Source organism: Gordonia hydrophobica NBRC 16057 (assembly GCF_001592365.1).
In the GTDB taxonomy this organism is placed as follows: domain Bacteria; phylum Actinomycetota; class Actinomycetes; order Mycobacteriales; family Mycobacteriaceae; genus Gordonia; species Gordonia hydrophobica.
Map to the genome: position 1 here is coordinate 509,275 of NZ_BCWU01000001.1, position 23,965 is coordinate 533,239.

The following is a 23,965-nucleotide window of genomic DNA, read 5'->3' on the forward strand; positions in this document are numbered from 1 at the left end:
TCGCGTGACCGCCTGATGTGGGTACGGTCGACAGTAGGACGCGGTCCCGCCTGAGACGGGATCATCCGGGTCCGGGACGGGCCGCGTTCACAGTCGAGAACGCAATAGGAGGAACGTCAGTGGCACGTCATGATTACCCGTCTACCAGTGAACTTCTCGAACTGGGGACTCCGCGCGAGCACGCGGTGACGATCTACGCGCAGGCGACCGCCGCGCAGATCGACCTCGCCAAGACCACTGTGAAGAGCGCCATGGACCGTGCCGTCCGCACGCTCCGCGAGAACGGCGCCAGCCACGGTCTGGAGACGGCGCTGCAGGATCAACTCGCCAAGATCCTCGCCGACGAGAGTTGGCGGCACCTCTCGCGTTCGGTGGCGATCTTCGTGACGCCCGACGCCTCCGAGATGTTCGTACTGCCGAACCACCTCGAGAACCAGATGCAGGTCGGCGCCTACTTTGACGTCGGCCAACTGGTCCGTGCCATCGCGACGCCCCAAGACGCCTACGCACTCACCCTGTCGGCCGACGGTTGGAACCTCTGGCGAGCGACCGCAGCTGACCTCGCGACCGAGATGGACGTCGACGACGAGGGCATCGCCGACGTCGCCGACGCCACCAACCGCGCCACCGTCCGCGGACGCATGCATGCCCGACGGCTCCACGGAGACAGCGGAACAAAACTCCTGCAGGAGACCTATGTCAAACGAGTGCACGACGCCGTCGTGAAGACCATCGACGCCCAGGATCCGTCGGCGACCACACCGCTGTTCGTCTTCGCCGCCGAAACGCTCCTCGACATGTACCGCAACATCGATCGCGGCGTGCGCGAGATGGTCCCGGTGCGCGGCAACCCCGACGCGCTCACCGCGCACCAGATCGACGCGACCATGCGCGAGGGACTCAGCGGCATCAATGCGCATCGCGCCAACAGACGAGTCGAGAAGATCGGCGACGGCATCGCCCAAGGCATCGTCGCGACGGACCTCGTCGACATCGCACGCGCGGCCGTCAGCGGCAACGTCGACACGATGGTCTACGAGTTCACCGTCGACGTCCTGGGCCGACTCGACAACGAGACCGGCGAGCTGACCTACGCCGACGACGGCTACGACCTGTTGTCGCGCATCGCCGTGTGGGTGCTGCAGACCGGCGGACGGGTGATCCCGGTCCGCTCGGGCGAGATCACGTCGTCGCTGTGGAACGGCACGGCAGCAGTGCGCCTGCGCTATCCGCTCACCACGTAGACCGTGCTCGAACGACAACCAGGGACCGCCCGGCCGTGCCGGGCGGTCCCTGCGTCGTCGACGTCTGGAGGTGGGGTACGGGGTCAGCCGACGCGCTGCTTGAGCCAGGTGACCTCGGTGCCGAAACTACCCATGCGGTAGCTCTCGAGCGCCTCATCCCAAGCCGTGCCGAGAATGGCGTCCAACTCGCCCGCCAGACCGGCACTGTCCGGCTGCGCGTCCATCAAAGCGCGCAACTGCAGCTCACCAACGATCACATCGCCGTTCGCGCCGGTCGAACCGTGCCACAGCCCCAACCCGGGAACCTGGCAGAAGCGCTCGCCGTCGACCCCGTCGCTGGGATTCTCCGTGACCTCGAAGACCAACCCCGACCATTCACGCAGAGCCGTCGTCAAACGAGCGCCCGTCCCGACCGGGCCTGCCCAGTCGACGGTCGCCCGCATACGCCCGGGCTCGGTCTCCTGTGCAGACCACAGCAGCGACGCCCGAGAGTTCAGCGTCGACGACAGTGCCCACTCGACATGCGGGCACAGCGCGACAGGAGAGGCGTGGATGTACACCACGCCGCTCGTGGAGTCCGCAAACTGATTCAGTGTGCGCACCTTTTCACCTCCGGTTCGACAAGGAACGTCTTCCCCAAGCGCACCTGCGTCGAAATCCGGATATCACATTGCTGCTTCCATTGTGCACTGTGCGAAGCGTGTTGCGCTAGTTGTTTCTGTGTCTGGTGTTTCTGGGACTCGTCTGGGTTGGTGGTGCCGGTGCGGGTTGGCGGCGAATTCGTCGCCTCGGCAGTCCTCGCTCCTCGGCTAACGCCTCGTCTCTGCGGAGAGCTCGGCGATCGAATTCGCCGCCAACCCGCACCGGCACCCGCTTCGCGGTGGTTCCGTTACACCGAACAACTTGCTTTCTTTGAGTTGTTGGACCCAGCGACTGGAGGACCGGTGACGGATGAAGACCCAGCCATAGCAAAACTCCCGGCCAGGTGGTGGCCGGGAGTCTTGGTGGTCTGCTGCGATCAGAACGTCACAGGGGGATGTTCTTGTGGCGGCCGCGGCGGGCCGGGGCGGAGGCGAGGGCCTCGGCGATGGTGCTGCGGGTCTTGGCGGGATCGATGATCTCGTCGACGACGCCGATGGCCTGGGCGCGGCCGACGCCGCCCGCGATCTGCTCGTGCTCCACGGCGAGACGCTCGTGCAGCGCCTCGCGCTCCTCCTCGGGAGCGGCCGCGAGAGTCTTCTTGTGCAGGATGCCGACGGCGGCCTTGGCGCCCATGACAGCGACCTCGGAGCCCGGCCACGCGAAGACGGCGGTGGCGCCGAGGGAGCGGGCGTTCATGGCGATGTAGGCGCCGCCGTAGATCTTGCGGGTCACCAGGGTGACACGGGGGACCGAGCACTCGGCGAACGCGTGGAGCAGCTTGGCTCCGCGACGCACGACGCCGTTCCACTCCTGGCCGACGCCGGGCAGGTAGCCGGGGACGTCGGTGATGACGATCAGCGGAACGCCGAACGCGTCGCAGAGACGGACGAAGCGCGACGCCTTCTCCGCGGCCTCGGAGTTCAGGCAACCGCCCATGCGGAGCGGGTTGTTGGCGATGACGCCGACGCTGCGGCCGGACAGCCGACCGAAGCCGACCGCGATGTTCGGCGCCCACTTGGCCTGGAGCTCTTCGAACGTCGAGATCTCGGTGGTGCCGTCGGCGGCGAGCTGGGTGTCGAGCATCGCCTCGATGATCGGGTGAACGTCGTAGGCACGACGGTTCGACTCCGGCATGAGGGCGCGGAGGTCGACGTCGCCGGCCTCGGCCTTCTCACGGCTGAAATGTCCCTGCTGGGAGAACGTGCCGACGAGGCGGCGAGCACGCCAGTAGGCGTCGCTCTCCGAATCGGCGGTGATGTGGCTGACGCCGGAGCGCTTGCCGTGGGTGAGCGGGCCGCCGAGCGACTCCATGTCGACCTGCTCGCCGGTGACACTCCTGACCACGTCCGGACCGGTCACGAAGACGCGACCCTCCGGAGCCATGATCACGACGTCGGTGAGCGCCGGACCGTAGGCGGCACCGCCTGCGGCGAACCCGACGACCACCGAGATCTGCGGAACGTAACCCGATGCGCGCACCATGGCCTCGAACACGCCCCCCACAGCGTGCAGGGCTTCGACGCCCTCGGCCAGGCGCGCGCCACCGGAGTGCCAAATGGCGACGATCGGTGCCTGCTCGGCGATGGCGGTGTCGATCGCGTTCACGATGTGAGCACAACCGACGATCCCCATGGCACCGCCCATCACGGTGCCGTCGGTGCAATAGGAGACGGTGCGAACACCGTTGACTTCGCCGATCGCTGCCAGCACGCCCGACTTGTCGCGGGGGTGCAGCAGTTCGACGGTTCCGTCGTCGAAGAAGGTAGCCAACCGCAGCAACGGATCGCGAGGATCGGTTGCTTCCTCATGGCCGGGGATGGGTGCCAGTGTGGTCATCGGGTTTCTCCTATGCGGTGGGGGTGAGGGGGATCAGTATCGGCCGAATGCCAAGGCCACGTTGTGCCCGCCGAATCCGAACGAGTTGCTCAGCGCGTAATCGATCTGGCCGCGTCGAGCCTCGCCGTGGACGACGTCGATGTCGCCACAGGCCGGGTCGAGATTGTCGAGATTCAGCGTCGGCGGAATGACTGATTCCTCCACCGACTTGCAGGTGAGGACCGCCTCCAGAGCGCCGACGGCGCCGATGGAGTGGCCCAGCGCCGACTTGGGCGCGTAGATCGCGGCGTGGGTGCCCACGGCCGCCTGAATGCCCTCCGACTCAGCGGTGTCGCCGATCGGAGTCGCCGTCGCGTGTGCGTTGACGTGCGTGATGTCGGACTTGGAGAGACCAGCAGTCTGCAGCGCCCGGGTCATCGCCCGTGCATTGCCCTGACCCGAGGGGTCCGGCGCCACCAGGTGGAAGCCGTCCGAGGTGATGCCCGCACCGAGAAGACGCGCGTGGATGTGAGCGCCGCGCGCCTTGGCGTGGTCCTCGCGCTCCAGGATGAGCATCGCAGCCGCTTCACCGAACACGAAGCCGTCACGGTCCGTGTCGAACGGACGCGACGCCGCCGCGGGATCGTCGTTGCGGGTGCTCATCGCACGCATCATCGAGAACGCGGCGATCGGCACGGCGTCGATGTGTCCCTCGACGCCACCGCAGACCACCATGTCGGCGTCACCGAAGACGATGTGCCGCCACGCGTGTGCGATGGCCTCGGCGCCGGACGAGCACGCCGAGACGGGCGTGATGACGCCGGCGCGGGCGCCGATGTTCAGCCCGGCGACGGCGGCCGGTCCGTTCGGCATTGTCATCGACACGGCCAACGGCGACACCTTGCGGTAGTTGCCGGTGCTGGTGATGGCGTGGTCCGCGTCGATCATGGCGTCCGCGCCGCCCATGCCGGTGCCCAAGACGACCGCGAGACGCTCGGGGTCGACCTCCGGCTCACCGGCCTGCGCCCAGAGGCGCTTGCTCATGACGTGTGAGACGCGCTCGACGTAGGCCATCCGACGTGCTTCGACGCGAGTGACCTCGGTGGTGGGATCCTCAACGAGCTTGCCGCCGATGCGGACGGGAAGGTTGTACTTCTCGACGTAGTCGTCGGTGAGCTCGCGGATTCCGGACTGGCCGGCCACGAGATTCTCCCAGGTCGAGTCGAGATCCGCACCCAGAGACGTGGTGGCGACCATGGAGGTCACCACCACGCTGGGGAAGTCCCCACCGCGAGTGGAAAAGTCGCGCAGTTCCGCCATGCCTAGGCCTTGTCGCCCTCGACCTGGGCCGCGATTGCAGCGGCAGCCTCGGGGTTCTCGGACTCGAGCTTCTGGATGTAAGCGACGGCGTCGCCCACGGTGCGCAGCGCGGCCAGGTCCTCATCGGGGATCTTGACGCCGTACTTGTCTTCGGTCTGGACTGCGATCTCGACCATCGACAGCGAGTCGATGTCCAGGTCGTCGATGAACGACTTCTCCAGCGTCACCTCTGACGGCTCGATACCGGTCACCTCTTCGACGATCTCGGCGATACCTGCAACGAGCTGTTCCTGAGTGGCGGCCACGTTGTGGCTCCCTTCGTGTTGTTCTGTGTACTGCTTGTGTATTCCGGATCAGCGTGAGCTGAGTGGACGGACCGCAAGGCCTTCCGGGGGTCGGGTGCTGCCGACCGCTATCCAAGTTCTGGGAGGTCCTCCAGATCAGCGGGGACCTTGACGGCGCGCGCGGGCACACCCTTGAGCTCGCGCTTGGCGATGCCGACCAGCGTGCCTGCAGGGGTGAGCTCGACGATCGCGGAGGTCTGAGCCTCACGCAGCGTCGCGGAGCACAGGTCCCACCGTACGGGGCTGGTGACCTGCATGACGAGCCGCTTGAGTGTCTCGACGCCGGAGATGACGGTCTTGCCGTCGGCGTTCGAGAGCAGCGTCCGGTTCGGATCGGCCGGATCGATCTGGGCGGCCGCCTCCGCGAACGCGTCCTGCGCCGGCGCCATGTAATGGGTATGGAATGCGCCTGCGACGGCGAGTTGACGGACGCGCGCCTTTGCGGGCGGCGTCGCCAGCAGTCGTTCGACGGCCGCGACCGACCCGGCTGCGACGATCTGACCCGTGGCGTTCCGGTTGGCCGGAACCAGGTCGATCTCGCTGAGGTACGCGAGCACCTCGTCCTCGTCGCCACCGAGGACGGCGGCCATCGTGGTCTCCTCGAGCGCGCACGCCTTCGCCATCTCGGCACCGCGGACGCCGGCGAGCATCATGGCCTCGTCGAACGTGAGGACGCCTGCGATCGCGGCAGCGGCGACCTCACCGATCGAGTGGCCGGCGATGATGGCGTCGGCGGGCAGCTCGCCGTGGCGGCGGCGCAGCGCGTCGAACGACAGGAGTGCGCCGGCGACGACGAGCGGCTGGGTGACGGCGGTGTCGGTGATCTCTTCGGCGGTCGCCGTGGTTCCGAGACGTTCGAGTTCCAGTCCGGTGATGTCGGACCATGCCGCGAGATGATCGCGGGCCCCAGGCTGCTCCAACCATTCGGTGAGCATGCCGGGCTTCTGAGAGCCCTGACCGGGCGCAAGCAACGAAAGCACGTGACTAGAGAACACCTTTTCAGCGGCTCGTAGGGGTGTTGTCGGGTACTAACCTTTGCGACGATCTTTGTAGGGTTCCTACAAAAGTGATGTCGCTAGTGTTCTCATCGTCACCGGGCCGAGATTCGTTACCAAAACGATGCGAAGTTTCGCCTAGCTGGGCGGATAGTGATCAACGGTAGTGGTTTTTGTGACTCAAGTGGCAGGGGGAGTCGCAACTTGATGGTTCTGTGGCAAATGGCTGATGGTCAGCGCGACACGTAAAACGAACGCATCACGAGGGTTAGATGCGTCACGCCCGGTGATGTCAGTCACCTTTTTTAGGCGATACCGCACAGTATTTGGATGGATGTACAGTTCGCGGGCGCATGTCTCGACCTGACCGCCGCTGTCGAGATAGGCCTCGACGGTATTGACGAGCGTCTCGGACTTGCTCAACGGATCGGTGATCGTCTCGGCCATCGTGACGATGGCCGAGGTGTCGCCGTTCAATGCGCGCTCGGGAAGCAGGTCCCAGCTGTACGTGGGACGCGGTGCGTTCGGCCAGCCGGCGACGGCGCGCATGCCCGCCATCGCCTCCACGGCGCTCGTGTGCGCGGCGCTCAAATTCGGGACGGTGGGACCGATGACGACCGGCGCGTCGGCGAACTGCTCCAGCAGGTCGGTCAAGAACTTGTCGGTCGGGCGCAGCGGGCCCTCCACGATGGCGACGAGCGTGCTGCCTTGCACCACCGAGAGAGCGGCGCGGTCGTACTGCTTGGCCGTGTTGTGAATGGTGAGGGCCACCGAGACGTTCTGCTCTGGCGGTGGGGACCCGACGATGACAGTCGCTGCGGCGTCCGTCGTCCAGTTCAAAGCCGCAGCCCGGGACAGCAGTTGCGGACCGTCGTCGCCGCGAACCACGGCGTCGACCACGAGGGCCTCCATGCGCGAGTCCCATGCGCCGCGTGATTCGGCGGCGGAGGCGTAGATGGCCGCGGCGGCGAACCCGATCTCGCGTCCGTAGCGGAGGACGGACTCGGTCAGGGCCCGCAGTTGCGCGTCGTTACGGGCCAGCAGCGGCAGCCACTTCTCGAAGAACTCCATGGCCACGCGGACCATCTCGACGGTCTGCAGCAGGGAGATCCGTCGAGCGAGGTCTTGCGGGACCACCTGGAAGGCCTGCACCGTGAACTTCACGTTGCCTTCGGGATCTTGGATCCACTCGACGAAGTTCACGACGGCGGTCTGCACCACCAACTGCACGCTGGCGCGTTGAGCGGCGTCCAGATCGCTGAAGTATGGCAGTTGCTCGGACATGGAGTGGATGGCTTCGGTCGCCAGGCGGCCGCTGTACTGCTTCACCCGGCGGAGCAGGGTCTCCGGCAGGGCGTCGTGCACCGTGGCCGGTGCGGGCACATGCGCACCGCGGGCACCGAACACGTCGGTGGCACGGGTCGTCGTGAGGCGCGGATCGGGTTCTTGGTCGGGCACGAGTTCAATGTAGACCGCCCGTCGGCGGAGAGTGCCCAGGAACGGCGCGAGCGCCGACGACGCGTGTCGCCGGCGCTCGCGCCTGCATTGTCTACTCGCGAGTGTCAGGCGACGCCGGGGTCGCTGGTCTGCTCGGGAGCCGCGGTGACGTCGTCGATCTGGTACTTCTTGGCCGCGTCGGCGGCGACCGTCCGATCGATCTTCCCTTCGCGGGCGAGTGCCACCAGGACTCCAACGGCGATGGATTCGGCGTCGATGTTGAAGAACCGTCGTGCGGCCGGACGGGTGTCGGAGAAGCCGAAGCCGTCCGCACCCAGCGTCAGGTACGTGCCGGGGACGTAGGCCCGGATCTGCTCCTGGACGCCGCGCATGTAATCCGAGACGCCGACGAACGGTCCCTGCGCGTACTGCAGCACCTCGGTCAGGTACGGCCGAGCGGAGGTACCGGGGTTACGGAGCTCAGCGCGGTCGTGCTCGATGCCGTCGCGGGCCAGTTCGGACCACGAGGTCACCGAGTACACGTCGGCGGCCACATCCCACTCGTCGGCGAGCAGCTGCTGGGCGCGCAGGGCGTCGCCCATGGTGACGCCCGAGACCAGGATGTTCGCGAAGTGTGCCTTCGGGGCCGACGCCTTCTCGCACAGGTAGATGCCCTTGAGCAGTCCAGCGACGTCGAGGTCTGCGGGCTCCTTCGGCTGCGAGATCGGCTCGTTGTACACGGTGATGTAGTAGTAGACGTTCTCCGCGTCCGGGCCGTACATCCGCTCGAGCCCGTCGATCACGATGTGCGAGAGCTCGTAGGCGAACGCCGGGTCGTACGAGACGACGCCGGGGTTGGTCGCAGCCAACAGCGGCGAGTGTCCGTCTGCGTGCTGCAGCCCCTCGCCGGTCAGCGTGGTGCGACCGGCCGTCGCACCGATGACGAAGCCGCGCGCCATCTGATCGGCGGCGGCCCACAGACCGTCGCCGGTCCGCTGGAAGCCGAACATCGAATAGAAGATGTACAGCGGGATCATCGGCTCGTTGTGCGTGGCGTACGACGTGCCGACGGCGGTGAAACAGGCCGTCGAGCCAGCTTCGTTGATGCCCTCGTGCAGGATGCGGCCGTTCTCGGCCTCCTTGTACGCCAGCATCAGCTCGGCGTCGACCGAGGTGTAGTTCTGGCCGTGCGGGTTGTAGATCTTCAGCGTCGGGAACCATGAGTCCATACCGAAGGTGCGGGCCTCGTCGGGGATGATCGGCACGATGCGCTTGCCGACCTCCTTGTCGCGGAGCAATTCCTTGAAGATGCGGACCAGCGCCATGGTGGTCGCGACCTGCTGGTTGCCCGAGCCTGCGGAGACGGCCTTCAGCGCGGGCGCCGGGTCGGCGACGAGCGGCTTCGGGGTGATCTTGCGGCTCGGTAGGAAACCGCCGAGCTCGGAGCGGCGCTCCAGCATGTACGTGATCTCCGGCGAGTCCATCCCCGGGTGGTAGTACGGCGGCAGATACGGGTTCTCTTCAAGGGTCGCGTCGGTGATCGGCAGATGTGACGTGTCGCGGAAGGCCTTGAGGTCCGCGAGCGTCATCTTCTTCATCTGGTGCGTCGCATTGCGGCCCTCGAAGTGCTTGCCGAGCGTGTAGCCCTTGATGGTCTTCGCCAGGATGACCGTCGGCTGGCCCTTGTGTGCCATCGCCGCAGCGTACGCGGCGTAGATCTTGCGGTAGTCGTGGCCGCCGCGCTTGAGGTTCCAGATGCCCTCGTCCGAGATGTTGTTGACCAGCTCCTTGGTGCGGGCGTCGCGGCCGAAGAAGTGGTCGCGGATGAAGGCGCCGTCGTTGGCGCGGTAGGTCTGGTAGTCGCCGTCGGTGGTCTTGTTCATCAGGTTGACGAGGGCGCCCTCCTTGTCGGCGTGCAGGAGGTCGTCCCACTCGCGACCCCAGACCACCTTGATGACGTTCCAGCCTGCGCCGCGGAAGAACGATTCCAGCTCCTGGATGATCTTGCCGTTGCCGCGGACCGGTCCGTCGAGGCGCTGCAGGTTGCAGTTGATGACGAAGGTGAGGTTGTCGAGGCCGTCGATCGCCGCGACGTGTGCGAGGCCGCGCGATTCCGGCTCGTCCATCTCGCCATCGCCCAGGAACGCCCAAACGTGTTGGTCGGAGGTGTCCTTAATGCCGTTGTGGCCGAGGTACTTGTTGAAGCGGGCCTGGTAGATCGCATTCATCGGGCCCAGACCCATCGACACGGTCGGGAACTGCCAGAACTCCGGCATCAGGCGGGGGTGCGGGTACGACGGCAGTCCGCCGCCGAGGCCTGCGTGGCTCTGTTCCTGGCGGAAGCCGTCGAGGCGGCTCTCGTCGATTCGGCCCTCGAGGAAGGCGCGCGCGTAGATGCCGGGGGAGGCGTGGCCCTGGATGAAGATCTGATCGCCGCCGCCGGGGTGATCCTGGCCGCGGAAGAAGTAGTTGAAGCCGACCTCGTAGAGCGACGCGGACGAGGCATACGTGGAGATGTGGCCGCCGACGCCGATGCCGGGGCGCTGCGCGCGATGCACCATGATCGCGGCGTTCCATCGGATCATCGCGCGGTAGCGACGCTCCAGGTCCTCATCACCGGGGAAGGCGGGTTCCAACTCGGTGGGGATCGTGTTCACGTAGTCGGTATTGGTGAGAGCCGGAATCCCGACGCGCTTGTCCTCGGCGCGCTCCAGGATGCGGAGCATCAGGTACCGCGCACGCTCCGGGCCCGCATCGGCGAGCATGGCGTCGAACGATTCCAGCCACTCGTCGGTCTCGGTCGGGTCGTTGTCGACGAGGTACGACGCGACGCCGTCTCGGATGACCTGAACGCGGCTGCCGCTGGATGTGGACGGTCCGCTGACCGTGTCGGAGCCGACGATCTGATCAGTCACTGTCTGCCACCTATCTTGCAGTCGACGGCGCGATGGGCGGCCGCCGGACTCACATATCGGGGCCGCCGGGGTGGGGCGGCCGAAATAGTGCCGCGAACGATGGTTTGCGGCCTTGCCTCTATCGTGCCGTAATTCACGCGTTTTGGTGATAGATGTGTCGAGTCACATCCCTCTACTCTGCGGTAGCCTGCTGCGTAGCATTTTCAACGATCCGACTGAGGGAGGCGGGGGTGGTCCGTCCGGCCCGGGTTGCCTGGTTCGCGACCCTCGCTGTGAGCCTCCTGCTCGTCTCGGCGTGCGGGGGCGACGACGTCCCGCCGCACGCATCGTCCACCGCGGTCGTCACGCAGACGGTGGCCCGTGCGGGGGCCTCCGAGGCGGAGAAAGTCGCCGTCATCCGACTGTGCAAACAGGTGATCACCTCGGCGGGCGTCATGGTGCGCGACTACAACGCCTTCATCAAACGGCTCAACGCCGTCCAGGACTACGCGGACATCGGCTCGGAGGACCAGTGGGCCGTCGAGACGCTCAACACCGGTGCCGAGGTGGTCCGCAAGGTCGTCGCCCCGGACGTGCCCGCCGACGTGGACGCCCAGGTGGAGGCGTTCATCACCAGCACCGAACGGCTCGCCGAACAGATCCAGAGAAAACGACGCGCCGCATTGAATCGGGTTTCCGGCGACTGGAGTAAAGACCGAACTACGCTGCTCGACACCTGTTCCGAGTACCTGCCGGCGGGTGGGAACTGACCGTGAATCGCGACTTGTCGCCGTTAGTCCCTGTGCGCAACGGTGCTTTGCCTTTACGCTGTCTCTATGTCGCGTCTTTCGACGCGGCACGGCCTGTGCATCAGGGCGCAGCCGAATGACTCGAACGGGAGGACGTAAGCGGTGGTAACCGCCCCAGAAGGCAGGGCACTCAAGCTCGGTTTCACCAACGGCATGGTGGTTCAGGAGATCGGGTGGGACGAGGACACCGACGACTCGCTTCGCATCGAGATCGAAGACGCGATCGACGCCGAAATGCTCGACGAGGACGCGGTCGACGTCATGGACGCCGTAGTGCTGTGGTGGCGCGACGACGACGGTGATCTGGTGGACGCGCTCATGGATGCGATCGGACCGCTCGCGGAGGGTGGATTCATCTGGGTCCTGTCTCCGAAGACCGGTCGAACCGGTTACGTCGACCCCAGTGAGATCGCCGAGGCCGCTCCGACAACGGGCCTGACGCAGACTTCGGTCGTCGCTCTCGGTGACTGGTCAGGTTCACGGCTGGTGACTCCGAAGGCTCGCGCAGGGAAGCGCTGATGCCCGCGCAGTCCGTCGCGGGTCCGATCGAAGTCGGCGCTCGCGCACCGGATTTCGAACTTCGCGACCAAAACAATCAGCTCGTCAGCCTGTCGGGGCTCACCGATCGCAATGTGTTGGTCGTCTTCTTCCCGCTCGCTTTCACCGGCACCTGCGAGGGCGAACTCGGTTTCTTCCGCGACAATCTCCCGCGCTTCGACAACGACGATCTCACCCTCGTCGCGGTGTCCATCGGTCCGCCGCCCACGCACAAGGTGTGGTCATCGGCGCAAGGGTTCCTGTTCCCAATTCTGTCGGACTTCTGGCCGCACGGCGCCGTGGCTCAGGACTACGGCGTCTTCGACGAGGAGCGCGGATATGCGAACCGCGGCACTTTCCTCGTCGGACGGGACGGCACGGTGACGTTCTCGGCGATGGTCGGCCCCGGCGAGAAGCGGGGCGATGACACCTGGGACGCCGCGCTCGCGGCGATGCCCTAGGACTCGCGTCCCCGTCAGCTCCGCCGAGGGCGAATCGATCGCCCTCGGCGTAACCCGGTAACCGCTTCGATTACGGTCGCTGCGGGAAGCTGTTGGCCAAGCCGCTGGCGAGCAGCCGGTTGCGCTGGATCATCGCACCTTCGGTGTAGTGGACTCCATCGACGTACCACGACGGTTCCGTGTAACGAGCGAAGTCGAACACGCGCAGGTTCGGGTAGCGCGCGGTGGCGCGTTTGAGCTCCGCGTTGAACGCACGCATGTGCCTGGTGTCGTACAAGCCGGTGGCGTCGGTCATCACGGTGGGCCACAGAACGGGACGGCCGACCAACTCTCTCATAACGAGATCGATGCGTTGGCGAGCAGAGACGGTGCTTCCCCTGCTGATCAGAGCGGCGTCGTTGGCGCCGAGAGCGATGATCCAGCAGCCGTCGCGGCCGAGATCGCGGTTGGCGCGGATCGCCTCGAGTCCACTCAGGTTATTGCCGATCTTCTCGACGACCGAGCGGCCGTTGGTCGCGTCGAGGTAGACGTTCTGCACGCCGATTCGCTGGTACTGCTCAGTGGTGCGGTCGGTGGGGCTTCCGACGCGGAGTGAATTGTCGAGACCGACGGACGTCGAGTCGCCGATCTGAACCACGGTGCGACACAGCGTCTTCTTGTTCGCGGCCGGGAGGTTCTGGGTGCCGGAGCCGTGCGGGTGGGTCAGCACCCAGAGATACGACGGCAAATCGAAGTAGGTGTCGGACACGCCGCGCTGAGTCAGGTTCTGCACAATGGTGCGTGAGACGGCGTCCAGCGCTCCCGCGACATTCGTCTTCGCGGTCGCGGTCGGCGGCGATACCAGCACGCCCAGTGTCGTCGCCACGACCACGCCGAGCGCCGCAACGAGTCGGCGACGGCGACGCGGACGGGTGGTCTGAGTCACACGAGTATCAGTAGTCACAATGATTCATTGGACCTGAATCCCGGGCGGTCGGCAACGCTCAGGCGTATCTATCGGGTCACACTGAAATCTGTGCAGGTCAGATGGTGTAGTGCAGCTTCGCGACGATGGTTGATCCCAGTGCGGAGTCGCCGGCGAGCGTCACTCGCGCCGGGTCTGCGCCGGGACGCCCGCCCGCCAGTCGAGCGAGATCGGGGCCGGTGAGTGTGAGGGTGGCGTCGGCGTCGCGGTCAAGGGTCGGGACTATGGCGGCGCGGTCGTCGACGGCGATGCAGACTGTCTGCGGCGACGCTCCGGTGAGGTGGAACGCGACGGTGCTGCCCTTGGCGGCGCCCGCCCGTTTCCCGACGATGAACGGCAGCGTCGCCGCGATCTCCTGGAGGGCCCACGACGCAGGAGCCGGCTCGGTCGGATCGCCCAGGCCCGCGGCGTCGCGTAGGTCGATTTCGTGCATCCAGCAGTCGAAGACGCGCACGCGCATGAATCGTCCGTACGAGTCCGGGCCAACTGGAGTGGCGGTCTCGGCGTCCCATTGCCCCTCGGTCATGCCCCACATCGCCGTATTGCGTTCGGCGGTCACGGTTGCGTAGTCGGCCATGAGTTCGTCGCGTGAGCGCTGACGGTAGTGGTCGATCCACCGTTCGTTGAGTTCGCCGATCGGGTTCTGCACGTGGTCGATCGTGCTCGTGTCGATCGAGGAGTCTGGAACTCGCCCGGCGAGCATTGACTCGGTGCCGATGACATGGGCGACGATGTCGCGAAGCTCCCAGCCGGGGAGGCCGGACGGTGCAGTCCATTGCTCGTCGGTCAGCGCCGACGCGAGGTCGGCGATAGTTCGCCATTGGGCGTCGAGCGCATCGATCAGCGGTTCCTGGGGAACGAGCGTCGTCACGGGGGTTCCTTTCGAGCGCGGGTGTCGACGCCAACGCTAGTCGGGCGGTCGGAATCAGATCCCGGTTTGGGTCGACGCGCCCGACCCGATATCTTGGTGTGGGCCGAACCACGTTCGGCCGAGCGCGTATAGCTCAGCGGTAGAGCTCTGGTCTTACACACCAGCGGTCAGGGGTTCAAATCCCTTTGCGCGCACTGGGAAACTCTCAGGTCAGAGCCTTTCGGTTCCGTTGGCGGCCGGGAAACCCCGCCAGTGGCCCGAGAATGTCCCAACGGGCGGGACAGTGGGCCGACGATCACCGCACCGCGTCACCGAACTACGTCTCAGCCGCGGTCTGCATCTCAGACTCATACGGATGGGCGTACACGCTCAACGTGAGCGCCGAACCGCACTCTCGGCCTGCCTGGTGACGTCGTGGCCGCGGGCAGACGCTCGCGCGCGTGATCGACGGCACGTGGTCTCGCCCTGTGTGTCGCTTACCCCGGCCGCGGCTCGCCGCCTCGCCGACGTCCTGAACGCCGTGGCGGACCTCGCGGAGACAGCGTGAGGCGTCGCGCGAGGAGTGCCGGCAGGCGATGGCCGCCGGGTACGCGTACGGGCTCGACCGTGTCGGAGAGACGCCCAGCCCGTATGCCGGGCGCCAGTTCCTCGCGCGAATACGGCGCGACGACTACCGCAAAGGCATCGCCGCGGCGCGTGCCCGTGTGGGCTAAAGGGAACCGGTGTCGGCCATACGCTGAAAGCCGTCACGCGCTTGAGTGAGCACCATCTCTAGCGAGCTTCGGTTGCACATCAGGCCGGTCGTGTCTGTGGATTCGCTAGTACCGCACATGCGGGGTGCCCAGTATTTCGTGTAACTGGTTTGAAACGTGCCCATCACGTTGCGGATGTCCCTGGACTCTTCGGGGATTGCCGCCATCATCTCAGTGATCTGAATGAACTTGTAGTGGTCGCAGGCGTACATGGCTGCGTCGGATTCGTTGGAGCACTCGTCGAGTGCCTGGAGTCCGTAGGTGCCGACTTCGCGTAGATCCGTGAACTCCGTGGGCCGCTCGGAGGATGACGGAGGAGTCGGATCATCGGATGATCCGCACGCGGTTGCGCCGAGTAGTCCTGCCGCGGCGATTACTGCGAGCCACTTGGTCCTCATGCGCGGATCGTACCGCCGTATTCAGACATTCCGCGCCGCTTCTCGGTAGCGCCCATCGATCGGAGGATCTATGACCGAAGTCGGCGACAGTCCATATCGCCCCATCTGCACGCACCCGTGGCATCCCGCTGATCGGCGCGGGCGCGTGTACACGATGATCGCTTCTGGAACGCTCGTTCGACAAACCCAGCCATCCGGCGCTCTGCATGACAGCGGGACGTACGGTGTTCTGTCTCGCGGACCTGAGAGGCCTCGACGGCACCCGCAAGGAACGTCGCGGGTGCCGTGGCTTCGTCAATTCGCTTGCAAATCCAGGAGGCGGCAGGCGTTGCCGCCGAGGTAGGCGGCCTGCTGCTCGGGGCTGAGATCGAGCTGGTCGAGGCCGTCCAGCGCATGGGCGGGTTGGATCATCGGGTAGTTTGTGCCGAACAGCACCTTGGAATTGCCGGTCCCGGTGCGCATGAAGTCCACGATCTCGCTCGGTAGGCGCCTGGTCGTGTAGGCCGAGGTGTCGATGTAGACGTTTTCGTGCTTGCGGGCCACTGCGATCATCTCCTCAGTCCACGGATAGCCGATGTGACCGCAGACGATCGACAGTTCAGGGAAGTCGAGTGCGACCTGGTCGATGTAGGGGATGGGGCGTCCGGTCTCGGACGGGCGTAACGGTCCGGTGTGGCCGACCTGGGTGAAGAAGGGGACGCCGAGATCGACGCAGGCTGCGTAGAGCGGGTAGTAACGACGATCGGTGGGCGGTGCCTGCCACAGCCATGGCACGACGCGTAATCCCTTGAACCCCAGTTCGGTGACCGTCCTGCGGAGTTCGCGGACAGCCTGCATCGGCTTGTCGAGATCGACGCAAGCGAGTCCGGCGAATCGGTCGGGGTGCGCTGCGATCCATTCTGCGACCTCGTCGTTGCTGATGAGTGGAGCGTTGTTCGGCTGGGACCATGCCGAGAGCAAGCCGACGTCGACGCTGCCGGCATCCATGGCAGCGATTGTCGCGTCGATGCCGGGAACTGCTGCTGATTCATCTGCGTTCGTCCACCTACGCAGTGAGGCGAACATGCTGTGCTGACTGAACCGTTCAGTGGGGTGTTGCATCCAAACGTCGACGATCATCGACGGACCTCCTTATTAGAGCGTTGTCTCTATAATCATAGTAGAGCTTTGACTCTATTTCGTCGAGCGGATCACTCAGCACGGCAACGATTCGATACAGGGAGCAATGCTGTTAGATGCGAGCTGCGGCGGAGCAACCGACCATATCTCCTGGTCAGGGTCTACTCGCTTCGGTGAGCCGGGGCGGTCGCCGGGGTAGGACCGGGGTGAAGCTCCAGAACGCCGCAAGCCGCAGCGTGAACCACCACGACCAGCGAAAACAGAGAGCGGATGGCAGGATTCGAACCCGCGTCGGACGGTTTTGCAGACCGCTGCCTCGCCACTCAGCCACACCCGCAGGACCACTACTGTGCCGTCACCGCGGGAGGGGCACCAGGGTTGCCGTCAGGCTGACTTCAATTCGCGTCGCTCAGGATCGGTCCGGAACCGAAGGCGCGGGCGGCGGCGTCGCCCATCAGACGTGCGGGTTCGGGGTCTGAGCGCAGTCGTCGTTCCAGGTCAGCGGAGTCGGGGAGCGGGCCGTCCGAGGCGACGACGACGATGTTGCCGGAGCGGCGGCCCTTGAACATCGACGGATCGGCGATCAACTCGATGTTCGCGAACACGGAGGCGACGGTCGCGACCTCGCTGCGGACCGACTTCAGGTCGCGCCGGTCTCCGCAGTTCGCGATGTAGAGACCGCCGGGAGCCAGGACGCGGCGCACCGACTCGGTGAACTCTGCGGTCATCAGATGGGCGGGGGTGAGGCTCTCGGCGAACGCGTCGCGGATCACCACGTCGCGGGTCTCGGGAGTCAGCGCTTCGACGACCGCGCGGGCGTCGCCGACGCGGATGCGCAGGCGAGGCGCGCGGGGAAGATCGAACCATTCACGCGCGAGGCGGGCGAGTTCGGCGTCGATCTCGACTGCAACGTGGCGCGACGCCGGGTAGGCGTTGGCCAGATAACGGGGCAGCGCGCAAGCGGCGGCGCCGAGATGCAGCACGCGCAGCGGTGCGGCCCGGTCGGGATGCTGATCCTCGATCGCGGCGACGGCCTGGCGCATGTACTCGAAGTCGAGGAGATCGGGCCGATCGGGCGCGATGTGGCTGCTCTGAACGCCGTTCACCGACAGCAGCCAGCCGCCCTCGCGATCGGCTGCGAGTTCGGCGGTGCCGGTGGAGATCGGGAACGAGCCTGCGGAGGGCTCGGGACGCGGGGTGGCCATCGAGCCGATCTTAGCCGGGGGCAGGCTCGCCGATACGATCGGCGGATGCGCACGAGGTGGTCACACGCAGTAGGACTCGCGGCAGGAGCGGCCGCCGACGGGGTCTTCGCCGACCCGCAGCGCGGGCACCCGGTGGCCATGTTCGGAGCAGCGGTGGCCCGTTCCGAGCGGCGGTTGTATGCGGACAGTCGGGGAGTCGGGACGGTGTTCGCGGTGGGATGGATCGGCGCGGCGACGGCGGTCGGCGCGCTCGCAGGACGCGCAGGAGCGGTGGGGTCGGCCGCCGCGGCCTTCACCTCGCTCGGCGGGACATCGCTGTGCCGGATCGCGGACCGCATCGCCGACGCGCTCGACGCCGGCGACGTCGAGGAGGCACGTCGGCTGGTCTCCGGCCTGGTGGGGCGGGACCCGAATCTGCTCGACGAGTCGGGGATCTGCCGGGCCGCCGTGGAGTCACTCGCCGAGAACACCTCGGACGCGGCGATCGCCCCGCTGGTGTTCGGCGCGGTCGCCGGACCGGCCGGGCTGCTCGGCTACCGGGCTGTGAACACCCTCGACGCGATGATCGGCTATCGCTCGGATCGCTATCGGAATTTCGGGTGGGCGGCTGCCCGGATCGACGACGCCGCGAACCTGCTTCCCGCGCGGCTGACTGCGGTGGTGGTGGCCGGTCTGGCCGACCGGCCCGGGGCGGTGTGGCAGGCGGTGCGTCGCGACGCGGGCGCGCACCCCAGCCCCAACTCCGGGGTGGTGGAAGCGGCGTTCGCCGGGGCCCTGGGAATCGAACTCGGCGGGCGAACGGTGTACCCGCACGGTGTGGAAGATCGGCCCCGCCTGGGGGATGGACGAGCGCCGACGGCAGCGGACCTGCGCGCCGCGGCTGCACTGTCGCGAAAGGTGCAGGTCGTGGTCGCTGTCGCGGCCGTGCTGCTGCGGGCGCGCGGGCGTCAGCGGCCGTAACGCTGCGCGAGCTTCTCCTTGACGTCGCCGGTGCCGGCACCGCCACCGCCGCCGATCTCCGCGGTCTCCTTGGCCTGGACGTCGTTGCCGGAGGCGATGCCCGCGCCGCGCAGGCGGCTGCGGATCCGGTCGCGGTCGGAGACCGATGGCGGCGGCGGAGTGTCGTCCACGCCGTTCTCCTCGGCGATCTTCTTGTCCCGCCGCCGAGCCTTGACCTCGGAGTAGATGAAGTAGACGGCGCCGAGCGGGGCCATCACACCGAACGCGAGCCACTGGAGCCCATACGAGAGGTATGGGCCGGAATCGAGTTGTGGGAGGGCGATCTCGCCCAACGACGCGGGCTGGTTCGGCGACAGTTGCAGGTAGAACCCCTCACTGGGATGCCCCGTCGCCGGGCCGAGGGTTCGCGTGTCGATGGTGTACGCGGTCTGGACGCCGCTCTCGACGCGCGGTCCCTTACCCGGGCTCGTCGACTCCGTCTTGCGGAGCCGACCGGTGATCGTGACGTCGCCGGTCGGCGAGGGCGCCACGTCGACCTTGTTGCCGTCGCCGGGACGGACATAGCCGCGGTTGACGAACACGACACGGTCGGATCCCGCAGCCTGGAACGGGGTCACCACTTCGACCGACGGTCGTTCACCCGCGCTGCGCAGGCGGATCAGGACCTGCTGGTCGTCGAGGAACCGGCCGGTGATCGTCACTTCGCGCCACTCGTCGTCCGTGTTGAAGACCTGACCGGCGGGAGCGAACTCGTCGATCGGGACGGCGGCGGTGGTCTCCGCGTTGCGGATCAGGTCGTTGCGGTGCTCGGTGTCGGTGTTCTTGCCGAGCTGCCATGGCGCGAGGACGACGAAGCAGGCTGCGGCGAAGGCGACCACGAACACGCCGAGCAGCAGCCAGCCCGGGCGCAGGAAGGTCTTGAGCACACGCACACGTCCAGGTTACTGACCGCGGCAAGGCAGCCGGTCAGGCGTCGGCGGCGAGGGCGGCGTGCACCCACGCCAGCAGCCCGGGAACTGCGGCTTCGATCTGTTCGCGGACGACGGTGAAATCGGCGGGACCGCCGAAGAACGGGTCGGGGACGTCGGCGCCGTCGGCGTCGGGGTCGAAACTGCGGAGCAGTCGGACCCGGTCGCCGAGCCTCTTCCGCTCCAGATCGGCGACGTGACCGGCGTCCGCGACCACGAGGAGATCGGCCGACAGGTGGTCGGGCGTCAGCTGGGCGGCGACGTGCTGGTCGGAGTACCCGTGCGCGAGGAGTTCGGTCCGCGCGCGATTGTCGGCGGGCTCTCCGATGTGCCAGCCACCGGTTCCGGCGCTGGTGATGCGCACGCGTTCGGACAGGCTTGCCTGCTCGATCGCCGAGGTGAAGATGGACTCCGCCATCGGGGATCGGCAGATGTTGCCCGAGCAGACGAAGCAGATGTGCAGGGTGCGGGGCGAGTTGTCAGACACCGAGCTCCTCACGCAGTTGCTGGACCGAGTCGACGATCCACGTGGTTTGTGTTGCGACCATCGCGGGGCGAGCCGCAGTCGACGGCCACGCGTGCGCCTGCGCACCCTCGATCTCGCCGGGACGAGCGTAACCCCATCGCACGCCGATCGTCGGAATGCCGTGCAGTGCGGCGCCCTCGACGTCGTGCGAGCGATCGCCGATCATGACGGCTTGTGATGGCCTCCCTGTCGACTGTAGTACGCCGAGGGCGTGCGCGATGACGTCCGCTTTGGTCGGGCGTGTACCGTCGTCGCCCGCCCCGGCGATGACGGCGAAGTGCTCCGTCAGGCCGAAGTGGTTGACGATGCGGCGGGCCGTGGCCTGATCCTTGCTCGTCGCGATCGCCATGGTCCGTCCTGCCGTCGCCAGGTCGGAGAGGAGATCGGCCATACCGTCGAAGACCCGGTTCTCCAGCCAGCCCACCGTCAGGTAGCGCTCCCGGTAGGCGGTGATCGCCGCGGTGACCTGCGCTTCGCTGAGCCCGAACCGGCCCATCGACTCGCGCAGCGGCGGTCCGACCACGCCGCGCAGGGCATCCGTGGACGGCCGTTCGGCGCCGATCTGGGCGAACGCATGCAGGTACGACCGCGTGATGCCGTCGTAGCTGTCGGTGATGGTGCCGTCGAGGTCGAACAGCAGCACGGTGGCGGGGTCGAGGGCAAGGCTCACGGTGTTCATCGTGCACGTAATCTGGAAGACCATGAAATCGGGCACTGTGCAGCTACCGTCGAGTTCTGGCGACTTCTTCGATCCCGATCGGCACGGCGACGAGGATGCCGAGCTCGGACTTCGCGATTTCGCGGTGAACGTCCGCCCGGGACCGCCCGACTTCGTGATACGCGCCCTGCACGCGCGCATCGGCGATCTGGCGGCGTACCCGAGCACCGCCGACGCCGCCGCCGCGACCTCGGCCGTCGCCCGGCGGCACGACCGTGACCTGGACGAAGTGCTCCTTCTCGACGGTGCCGCCGAGGGATTCGAGCTGCTGGCGAAGCTGGGCGCCCGGCACGTCGCACTCATTCAGCCGTCGTTCACCGAGCCCGAACGCGTGCTGCGCGCGACCGGCGCGCGCATCTCGCAGGTGGTGCTGACGTATCCGTGGCGGCTCGACGACGCCGAGATCCCCGACGACGCGGACCTGGTGGTCGTGGGAAATCCCACCAACCCGACGTCGGTCCTGCACACGCGTGCACAGATCGAACGGCTGCGTCGGCCCGGGCGGCTGATCGTGATCGACGAGGCGTTCGCCGACATGACGCTCGACCCGCCACGCGAGGTGGACGAGCCGCAGTCGATGGCGGGCGTGCGTGCCGCCGACGTGATCGTGGTCCGGTCGGTGACCAAGACCTTCGCGCTCGCCGGTCTGCGCGTGGGCTACCTGCTCGCCGATCCGGGCGTGATCGATCGGCTGGCGCGGGGGCGACGGCACTGGCCGCTGGGGACGCTGGCATTGGCCGCACTGACGGTGTGTCTGAGCGACGAGGGGCAGGCGTATGCGGAACAGCAGGCTCGCGAGGTCGCCGCTGATCGGGACCATCTGCTGCGCCGACTCGCCGACATCGGCGTCGCGCCCGCGGTGGAGCCCGACGCCTCGTTCGTCCTGGTGCACGTGCCGGACGGGCTGGGAGCGAAGGCGCGCTTGCGCGACGCAGGCTTCGGGGTGCGGAGTTGCGCGAACTTCGTCGGCTTGGGCGCCGATCACCTGCGGATCGCGGTGCGCTCGGCCGATCTCACCGACGCCCTCGTCGAAGCGATGCAAGATGTGATGACGGGGGCCCGACAGCTAGACAAGGAGAGTGAGGTCCGATGAGTCCGCGCTTGCGCGAAGTGATCGATCACCTGGAATCGATCTACCCGCCGCGTCTGGCCGAGTCGTGGGACGCGGTCGGTCTGGTGTGCGGCGATCCGGACGAACCCGCAGAGAAGGTGCTGGTCTGCGTCGACGTGACCGATGCGGTGGTCGACGCCGCCCTCGCCGACGGCGTGCAGTTGATCGTCGCGCACCACCCGCTCCTGATGCGCGGTGCGACCACCGTGGCCGCGAACACGCCCAAGGGCCGGATCCTGCATCGACTGATCCGCGGACAGTGCGGCCTGTTCGCCGCGCACACCAACGCCGACAAGGCCCGCCGCGGAGTCTCCGACGCCCTGGCCGACGCCCTCGGCCTGCTCGACACGGTGCCGTTGGCGCCCGAACCGGTCGACGCCCTCGACAAATGGGTGGTCATGGTCCCGGAGGGCAACGCCGACCAGGTCAGCGAAGCGATGTTCCAGGCGGGGGCGGGCAGCCTCGGCGACTACCGCGACTGCCAATGGAGTGTCGTCGGCACCGGGCAGTTCCTGCCGGTCGACGGCGCGCAGCCGGCGATCGGGGTGCTGGGCGACCTGACCCGCGTCGACGAACAGCGCGTGGAGATGGTCGCGCCTCGTCGAATCCGCGAACCGGTCCTGGCCGCACTCCGGGCGGCGCACCCGTATGAGGAGCCGGCGTTCGACGTCTTCGAGCAGGCAGCGGTGCACGGCGACGTCGGACTCGGTCGCGTGGGTCGTCTGCCGGCACCGATGAGCCTCGCCGACTTCGTCGATCACGCCGGTCGCGTTCTGCCGCAGGCGTCGTGGCCGGTCCGTGCGGCAGGCGATCCCGCGAGCTCGATCGAGACGGTCGCGGTGTGCGGCGGTGCTGGCGACTCCATGATCGGTGCAGCCGCTGCATCCGGCGCCGACGCGTATGTGACCGGCGATCTGCGCCACCACGTCGTCGACGAAGCCCTCCGCGACGGTGCTCCCGCCCTCGTTGATGCGGGACACTGGGGCACAGAGTTTCCGTGGTGTGTGACGGTCGCCGATATCCTGACTGAGATCGGTTGCCGAGCAACTATTTTCCACCACCCGACCGACCCGTTCACCGTGGTCGCCGGACCCAAGGAGCAGCACGAATGAAGGTTCCGAACGCGCAGCAGCGACGACTGCTCGACCTCGCCGACTTGGACGCCGAGATCGCGAAGGCCAACCACGAGCGACGGAATCTGCCCGAGGACGCCGAGTTGGCGAAGCTGGCCGAACAGTTGGAGACGCTGCGCGACGACCGGGCGAAGGCCCAGGTCGCAGTTGACAATCTGCAAGCCGAGTACGACCGAGTCGACACCGAGTTGACCGGGACGACCAAACAGTTGCGCAGCGACCAGGAGGCGATCGACGCCGGCCTGGTCAGTCACAAGGTGCTGACCGAACTGCAGCACGAGGCCACCGGTCTGCAGCGTCGCTCGGAGGTCCTGGAGACCGAGCTGCTGGAGGTGATGGAGCAGCAGGAGGCGACGGACGCCGAGGTGGAACGCACCGAGGCGGCGCTGCTGCACGCCACCGAACAGGATCTGGAGTGGACGGCCAAGCGGGATGCGGCCGTCGTCGCGATCGAAGAACGCATCACGGATCTGAGCAGTAAGCGCACGGCGGCCGTCGACGATGTGGACGAGGCGCTGACCGCCGTGTACGAGCGGCTGCGCGGGCAGGGCCGGGTGGGGGCGGGGCTGGTCCGGCAGCGGCGCTGCGGCGCGTGCCGGATGGAGATGGATCCGCGGACCCTGTCGCGGATCGCTGCCGCCGACGACGACGAGGTGCTGTTCTGCGACGAGTGCGGCGCCGTGATGGTGCGCACCGACCAGTCCGGTCTGCCGAAGCCCGCTGCGGCCGAATGAGTGGGGCG

Annotated in this window: 23 protein-coding genes and 2 tRNA genes; 9 read left to right on the forward strand and 16 right to left on the reverse strand. The window is 67.0% G+C overall.

Annotated features, from left to right (window positions below; genetic code table 11):
- Nucleotides 1-119: 119 nt before the first annotated feature.
- The gene (locus GH2_RS02390) at nucleotides 120-1,244 is read left to right on the forward strand and encodes a baeRF8 domain-containing protein (RefSeq protein WP_066162581.1); all 1,125 of its coding nucleotides are present in this window, start codon (nucleotides 120-122) and stop codon (nucleotides 1,242-1,244) included.
- An 83-nt stretch (nucleotides 1,245-1,327) separates the two neighbouring features.
- Here the strand turns inward: GH2_RS02390 and GH2_RS02395 are convergent, their stop codons facing one another.
- The 7 genes from GH2_RS02395 to aceE all read right to left on the reverse strand — a co-directional run bounded on the left by GH2_RS02395 (nucleotide 1,328) and on the right by aceE (nucleotide 10,712).
- The gene (locus tag GH2_RS02395; protein WP_066162584.1) at nucleotides 1,328-1,846 is read right to left on the reverse strand and encodes a DUF3145 domain-containing protein; all 519 of its coding nucleotides are present in this window, start codon (nucleotides 1,844-1,846) and stop codon (nucleotides 1,328-1,330) included.
- Between the two features lie 424 nt (nucleotides 1,847-2,270).
- Nucleotides 2,271-3,722 carry an acyl-CoA carboxylase subunit beta gene (locus tag GH2_RS02400; protein WP_066162587.1) on the reverse strand — a complete coding sequence of 484 codons (1,452 nt, stop codon included), beginning with the start codon at nucleotides 3,720-3,722 and terminating at the stop codon, nucleotides 2,271-2,273.
- A 33-nt stretch (nucleotides 3,723-3,755) separates the two neighbouring features.
- Nucleotides 3,756-5,021 carry a KasA/KasB family beta-ketoacyl-ACP synthase gene (locus GH2_RS02405; protein WP_066162589.1) on the reverse strand — a complete coding sequence of 422 codons (1,266 nt, stop codon included), beginning with the start codon at nucleotides 5,019-5,021 and terminating at the stop codon, nucleotides 3,756-3,758.
- A gap of 2 nt (nucleotides 5,022-5,023) precedes the next feature.
- On the reverse strand, nucleotides 5,024-5,326 hold the full coding sequence (acpM, locus tag GH2_RS02410) for a meromycolate extension acyl carrier protein AcpM (RefSeq protein ID WP_062393302.1): 303 nt from the start codon (nucleotides 5,324-5,326) through the stop codon (nucleotides 5,024-5,026).
- 107 nt (nucleotides 5,327-5,433) lie between these two features.
- A complete protein-coding gene (locus tag GH2_RS02415; RefSeq protein ID WP_066162591.1) occupies nucleotides 5,434-6,345 on the reverse strand; it encodes an ACP S-malonyltransferase in 912 nt (303 codons plus the stop codon).
- A 195-nt stretch (nucleotides 6,346-6,540) separates the two neighbouring features.
- Nucleotides 6,541-7,818 (reverse strand): PucR family transcriptional regulator, encoded by a 1,278-nt coding sequence (locus GH2_RS02420; protein ID WP_066162594.1) that lies wholly within the window; start codon nucleotides 7,816-7,818, stop codon nucleotides 6,541-6,543.
- Nucleotides 7,819-7,922: 104 nt separating this feature from the next.
- On the reverse strand, nucleotides 7,923-10,712 hold the full coding sequence (gene aceE / locus GH2_RS02425; RefSeq protein WP_066162597.1) for a pyruvate dehydrogenase (acetyl-transferring), homodimeric type: 2,790 nt from the start codon (nucleotides 10,710-10,712) through the stop codon (nucleotides 7,923-7,925).
- A 230-nt stretch (nucleotides 10,713-10,942) separates the two neighbouring features.
- Here aceE and GH2_RS02430 point away from each other — a divergent pair, with 230 nt between their 5' ends.
- The 3 genes from GH2_RS02430 (at nucleotide 10,943) to GH2_RS02440 (ending at nucleotide 12,498) form a co-directional block, all read left to right on the forward strand.
- Nucleotides 10,943-11,461 (forward strand): Rv2240c family protein, encoded by a 519-nt coding sequence (locus GH2_RS02430; RefSeq protein WP_066162600.1) that lies wholly within the window; start codon nucleotides 10,943-10,945, stop codon nucleotides 11,459-11,461.
- Between the two features lie 141 nt (nucleotides 11,462-11,602).
- A complete protein-coding gene (locus GH2_RS02435; protein ID WP_066162602.1) occupies nucleotides 11,603-12,019 on the forward strand; it encodes a DUF3052 domain-containing protein in 417 nt (138 codons plus the stop codon).
- A complete protein-coding gene (locus tag GH2_RS02440) occupies nucleotides 12,019-12,498 on the forward strand; it encodes a peroxiredoxin (RefSeq protein ID WP_066162605.1) in 480 nt (159 codons plus the stop codon). Before GH2_RS02435 ends, GH2_RS02440 begins: the two co-directional genes overlap by 1 nt.
- Nucleotides 12,499-12,568: 70 nt before the next feature.
- Here the strand turns inward: GH2_RS02440 and GH2_RS02445 are convergent, their stop codons facing one another.
- Both GH2_RS02445 and GH2_RS02450 read right to left on the reverse strand, forming a co-directional pair.
- The gene (locus GH2_RS02445; protein WP_244885292.1) at nucleotides 12,569-13,423 is read right to left on the reverse strand and encodes an SGNH/GDSL hydrolase family protein; all 855 of its coding nucleotides are present in this window, start codon (nucleotides 13,421-13,423) and stop codon (nucleotides 12,569-12,571) included.
- Nucleotides 13,424-13,520: 97 nt separating this feature from the next.
- The gene (locus GH2_RS02450; protein WP_066162612.1) at nucleotides 13,521-14,333 is read right to left on the reverse strand and encodes a maleylpyruvate isomerase family mycothiol-dependent enzyme; all 813 of its coding nucleotides are present in this window, start codon (nucleotides 14,331-14,333) and stop codon (nucleotides 13,521-13,523) included.
- A gap of 122 nt (nucleotides 14,334-14,455) precedes the next feature.
- Between GH2_RS02450 and GH2_RS02455 the strand changes: the two genes are divergently transcribed.
- Nucleotides 14,456-14,527 (forward strand) — tRNA-Val (locus tag GH2_RS02455).
- 515 nt (nucleotides 14,528-15,042) lie between these two features.
- On the opposite strand, the gene GH2_RS21535 is transcribed toward GH2_RS02455, so the two are convergent.
- The 4 genes from GH2_RS21535 to GH2_RS02475 form a co-directional block, all read right to left on the reverse strand.
- The gene (locus tag GH2_RS21535; RefSeq protein ID WP_157085970.1) at nucleotides 15,043-15,483 is read right to left on the reverse strand and encodes a hypothetical protein; all 441 of its coding nucleotides are present in this window, start codon (nucleotides 15,481-15,483) and stop codon (nucleotides 15,043-15,045) included.
- A 294-nt stretch (nucleotides 15,484-15,777) separates the two neighbouring features.
- Nucleotides 15,778-16,602 carry an amidohydrolase family protein gene (locus GH2_RS02465; RefSeq protein WP_066162622.1) on the reverse strand — a complete coding sequence of 275 codons (825 nt, stop codon included), beginning with the start codon at nucleotides 16,600-16,602 and terminating at the stop codon, nucleotides 15,778-15,780.
- A 265-nt stretch (nucleotides 16,603-16,867) separates the two neighbouring features.
- A tRNA-Cys gene (locus GH2_RS02470) sits at nucleotides 16,868-16,939 on the reverse strand.
- 58 nt (nucleotides 16,940-16,997) lie between these two features.
- A complete protein-coding gene (locus GH2_RS02475; RefSeq protein ID WP_066162625.1) occupies nucleotides 16,998-17,807 on the reverse strand; it encodes a spermidine synthase in 810 nt (269 codons plus the stop codon).
- Nucleotides 17,808-17,852: 45 nt separating this feature from the next.
- Here GH2_RS02475 and cbiB point away from each other — a divergent pair, with 45 nt between their 5' ends.
- Nucleotides 17,853-18,767 (forward strand): adenosylcobinamide-phosphate synthase CbiB, encoded by a 915-nt coding sequence (gene cbiB / locus GH2_RS02480; RefSeq protein WP_066162628.1) that lies wholly within the window; start codon nucleotides 17,853-17,855, stop codon nucleotides 18,765-18,767.
- Here cbiB and GH2_RS02485 read toward each other — a convergent pair.
- The 3 genes from GH2_RS02485 to GH2_RS02495 are packed head-to-tail and all read right to left on the reverse strand — an operon-like array spanning nucleotide 18,755 to nucleotide 20,940.
- Nucleotides 18,755-19,699, reverse strand: coding sequence for an SURF1 family cytochrome oxidase biogenesis protein (locus GH2_RS02485; RefSeq protein WP_066162631.1), 945 nt, complete (start codon nucleotides 19,697-19,699; stop codon nucleotides 18,755-18,757). The two genes, cbiB and GH2_RS02485, sit on opposite strands and share 13 nt — an antisense overlap.
- 34 nt (nucleotides 19,700-19,733) lie before the next feature.
- Nucleotides 19,734-20,222: a low molecular weight protein-tyrosine-phosphatase gene (locus GH2_RS02490; protein WP_084247250.1), complete on the reverse strand. Its 489-nt coding sequence runs from the start codon at nucleotides 20,220-20,222 to the stop codon at nucleotides 19,734-19,736.
- Nucleotides 20,215-20,940 (reverse strand): HAD hydrolase-like protein, encoded by a 726-nt coding sequence (locus GH2_RS02495; RefSeq protein WP_066163282.1) that lies wholly within the window; start codon nucleotides 20,938-20,940, stop codon nucleotides 20,215-20,217. The genes GH2_RS02490 and GH2_RS02495 overlap by 8 nt, the downstream gene beginning before the upstream one ends.
- Nucleotides 20,941-20,962: 22 nt before the next feature.
- Here GH2_RS02495 and cobC point away from each other — a divergent pair, with 22 nt between their 5' ends.
- The 3 genes from cobC to GH2_RS02510 are packed head-to-tail and all read left to right on the forward strand — an operon-like array spanning nucleotide 20,963 to nucleotide 23,957.
- The gene (cobC, locus tag GH2_RS02500) at nucleotides 20,963-22,072 is read left to right on the forward strand and encodes an Rv2231c family histidinol phosphate aminotransferase CobC (RefSeq protein WP_066162634.1); all 1,110 of its coding nucleotides are present in this window, start codon (nucleotides 20,963-20,965) and stop codon (nucleotides 22,070-22,072) included.
- Nucleotides 22,069-23,202 carry a Nif3-like dinuclear metal center hexameric protein gene (locus tag GH2_RS02505; protein ID WP_066162636.1) on the forward strand — a complete coding sequence of 378 codons (1,134 nt, stop codon included), beginning with the start codon at nucleotides 22,069-22,071 and terminating at the stop codon, nucleotides 23,200-23,202. Before cobC ends, GH2_RS02505 begins: the two co-directional genes overlap by 4 nt.
- The gene (locus GH2_RS02510; protein ID WP_066162639.1) at nucleotides 23,199-23,957 is read left to right on the forward strand and encodes a zinc ribbon domain-containing protein; all 759 of its coding nucleotides are present in this window, start codon (nucleotides 23,199-23,201) and stop codon (nucleotides 23,955-23,957) included. Before GH2_RS02505 ends, GH2_RS02510 begins: the two co-directional genes overlap by 4 nt.
- Nucleotides 23,958-23,965: the final 8 nt, after the last annotated feature.

Coding starts and splice junctions, on each gene's coding strand:
- cobC (WP_066162634.1), top strand. CDS start 20,963: ATGAAATCGGGCACTGTGCAGCTACCGTCGAGTTCTGGCGACTTCTTC.
- GH2_RS02465 (WP_066162622.1), bottom strand. CDS start 16,602: ATGATCGTCGACGTTTGGATGCAACACCCCACTGAACGGTTCAGTCAG.
- GH2_RS02475 (WP_066162625.1), bottom strand. CDS start 17,807: ATGGCCACCCCGCGTCCCGAGCCCTCCGCAGGCTCGTTCCCGATCTCC.
- GH2_RS02400 (WP_066162587.1), bottom strand. CDS start 3,722: ATGACCACACTGGCACCCATCCCCGGCCATGAGGAAGCAACCGATCCT.
- GH2_RS02510 (WP_066162639.1), top strand. CDS start 23,199: ATGAAGGTTCCGAACGCGCAGCAGCGACGACTGCTCGACCTCGCCGAC.
- GH2_RS02505 (WP_066162636.1), top strand. CDS start 22,069: ATGAGTCCGCGCTTGCGCGAAGTGATCGATCACCTGGAATCGATCTAC.
- GH2_RS02495 (WP_066163282.1), bottom strand. CDS start 20,940: ATGAACACCGTGAGCCTTGCCCTCGACCCCGCCACCGTGCTGCTGTTC.
- GH2_RS21535 (WP_157085970.1), bottom strand. CDS start 15,483: ATGAGGACCAAGTGGCTCGCAGTAATCGCCGCGGCAGGACTACTCGGC.
- GH2_RS02440 (WP_066162605.1), top strand. CDS start 12,019: ATGCCCGCGCAGTCCGTCGCGGGTCCGATCGAAGTCGGCGCTCGCGCA.
- GH2_RS02405 (WP_066162589.1), bottom strand. CDS start 5,021: ATGGCGGAACTGCGCGACTTTTCCACTCGCGGTGGGGACTTCCCCAGC.
- cbiB (WP_066162628.1), top strand. CDS start 17,853: ATGCGCACGAGGTGGTCACACGCAGTAGGACTCGCGGCAGGAGCGGCC.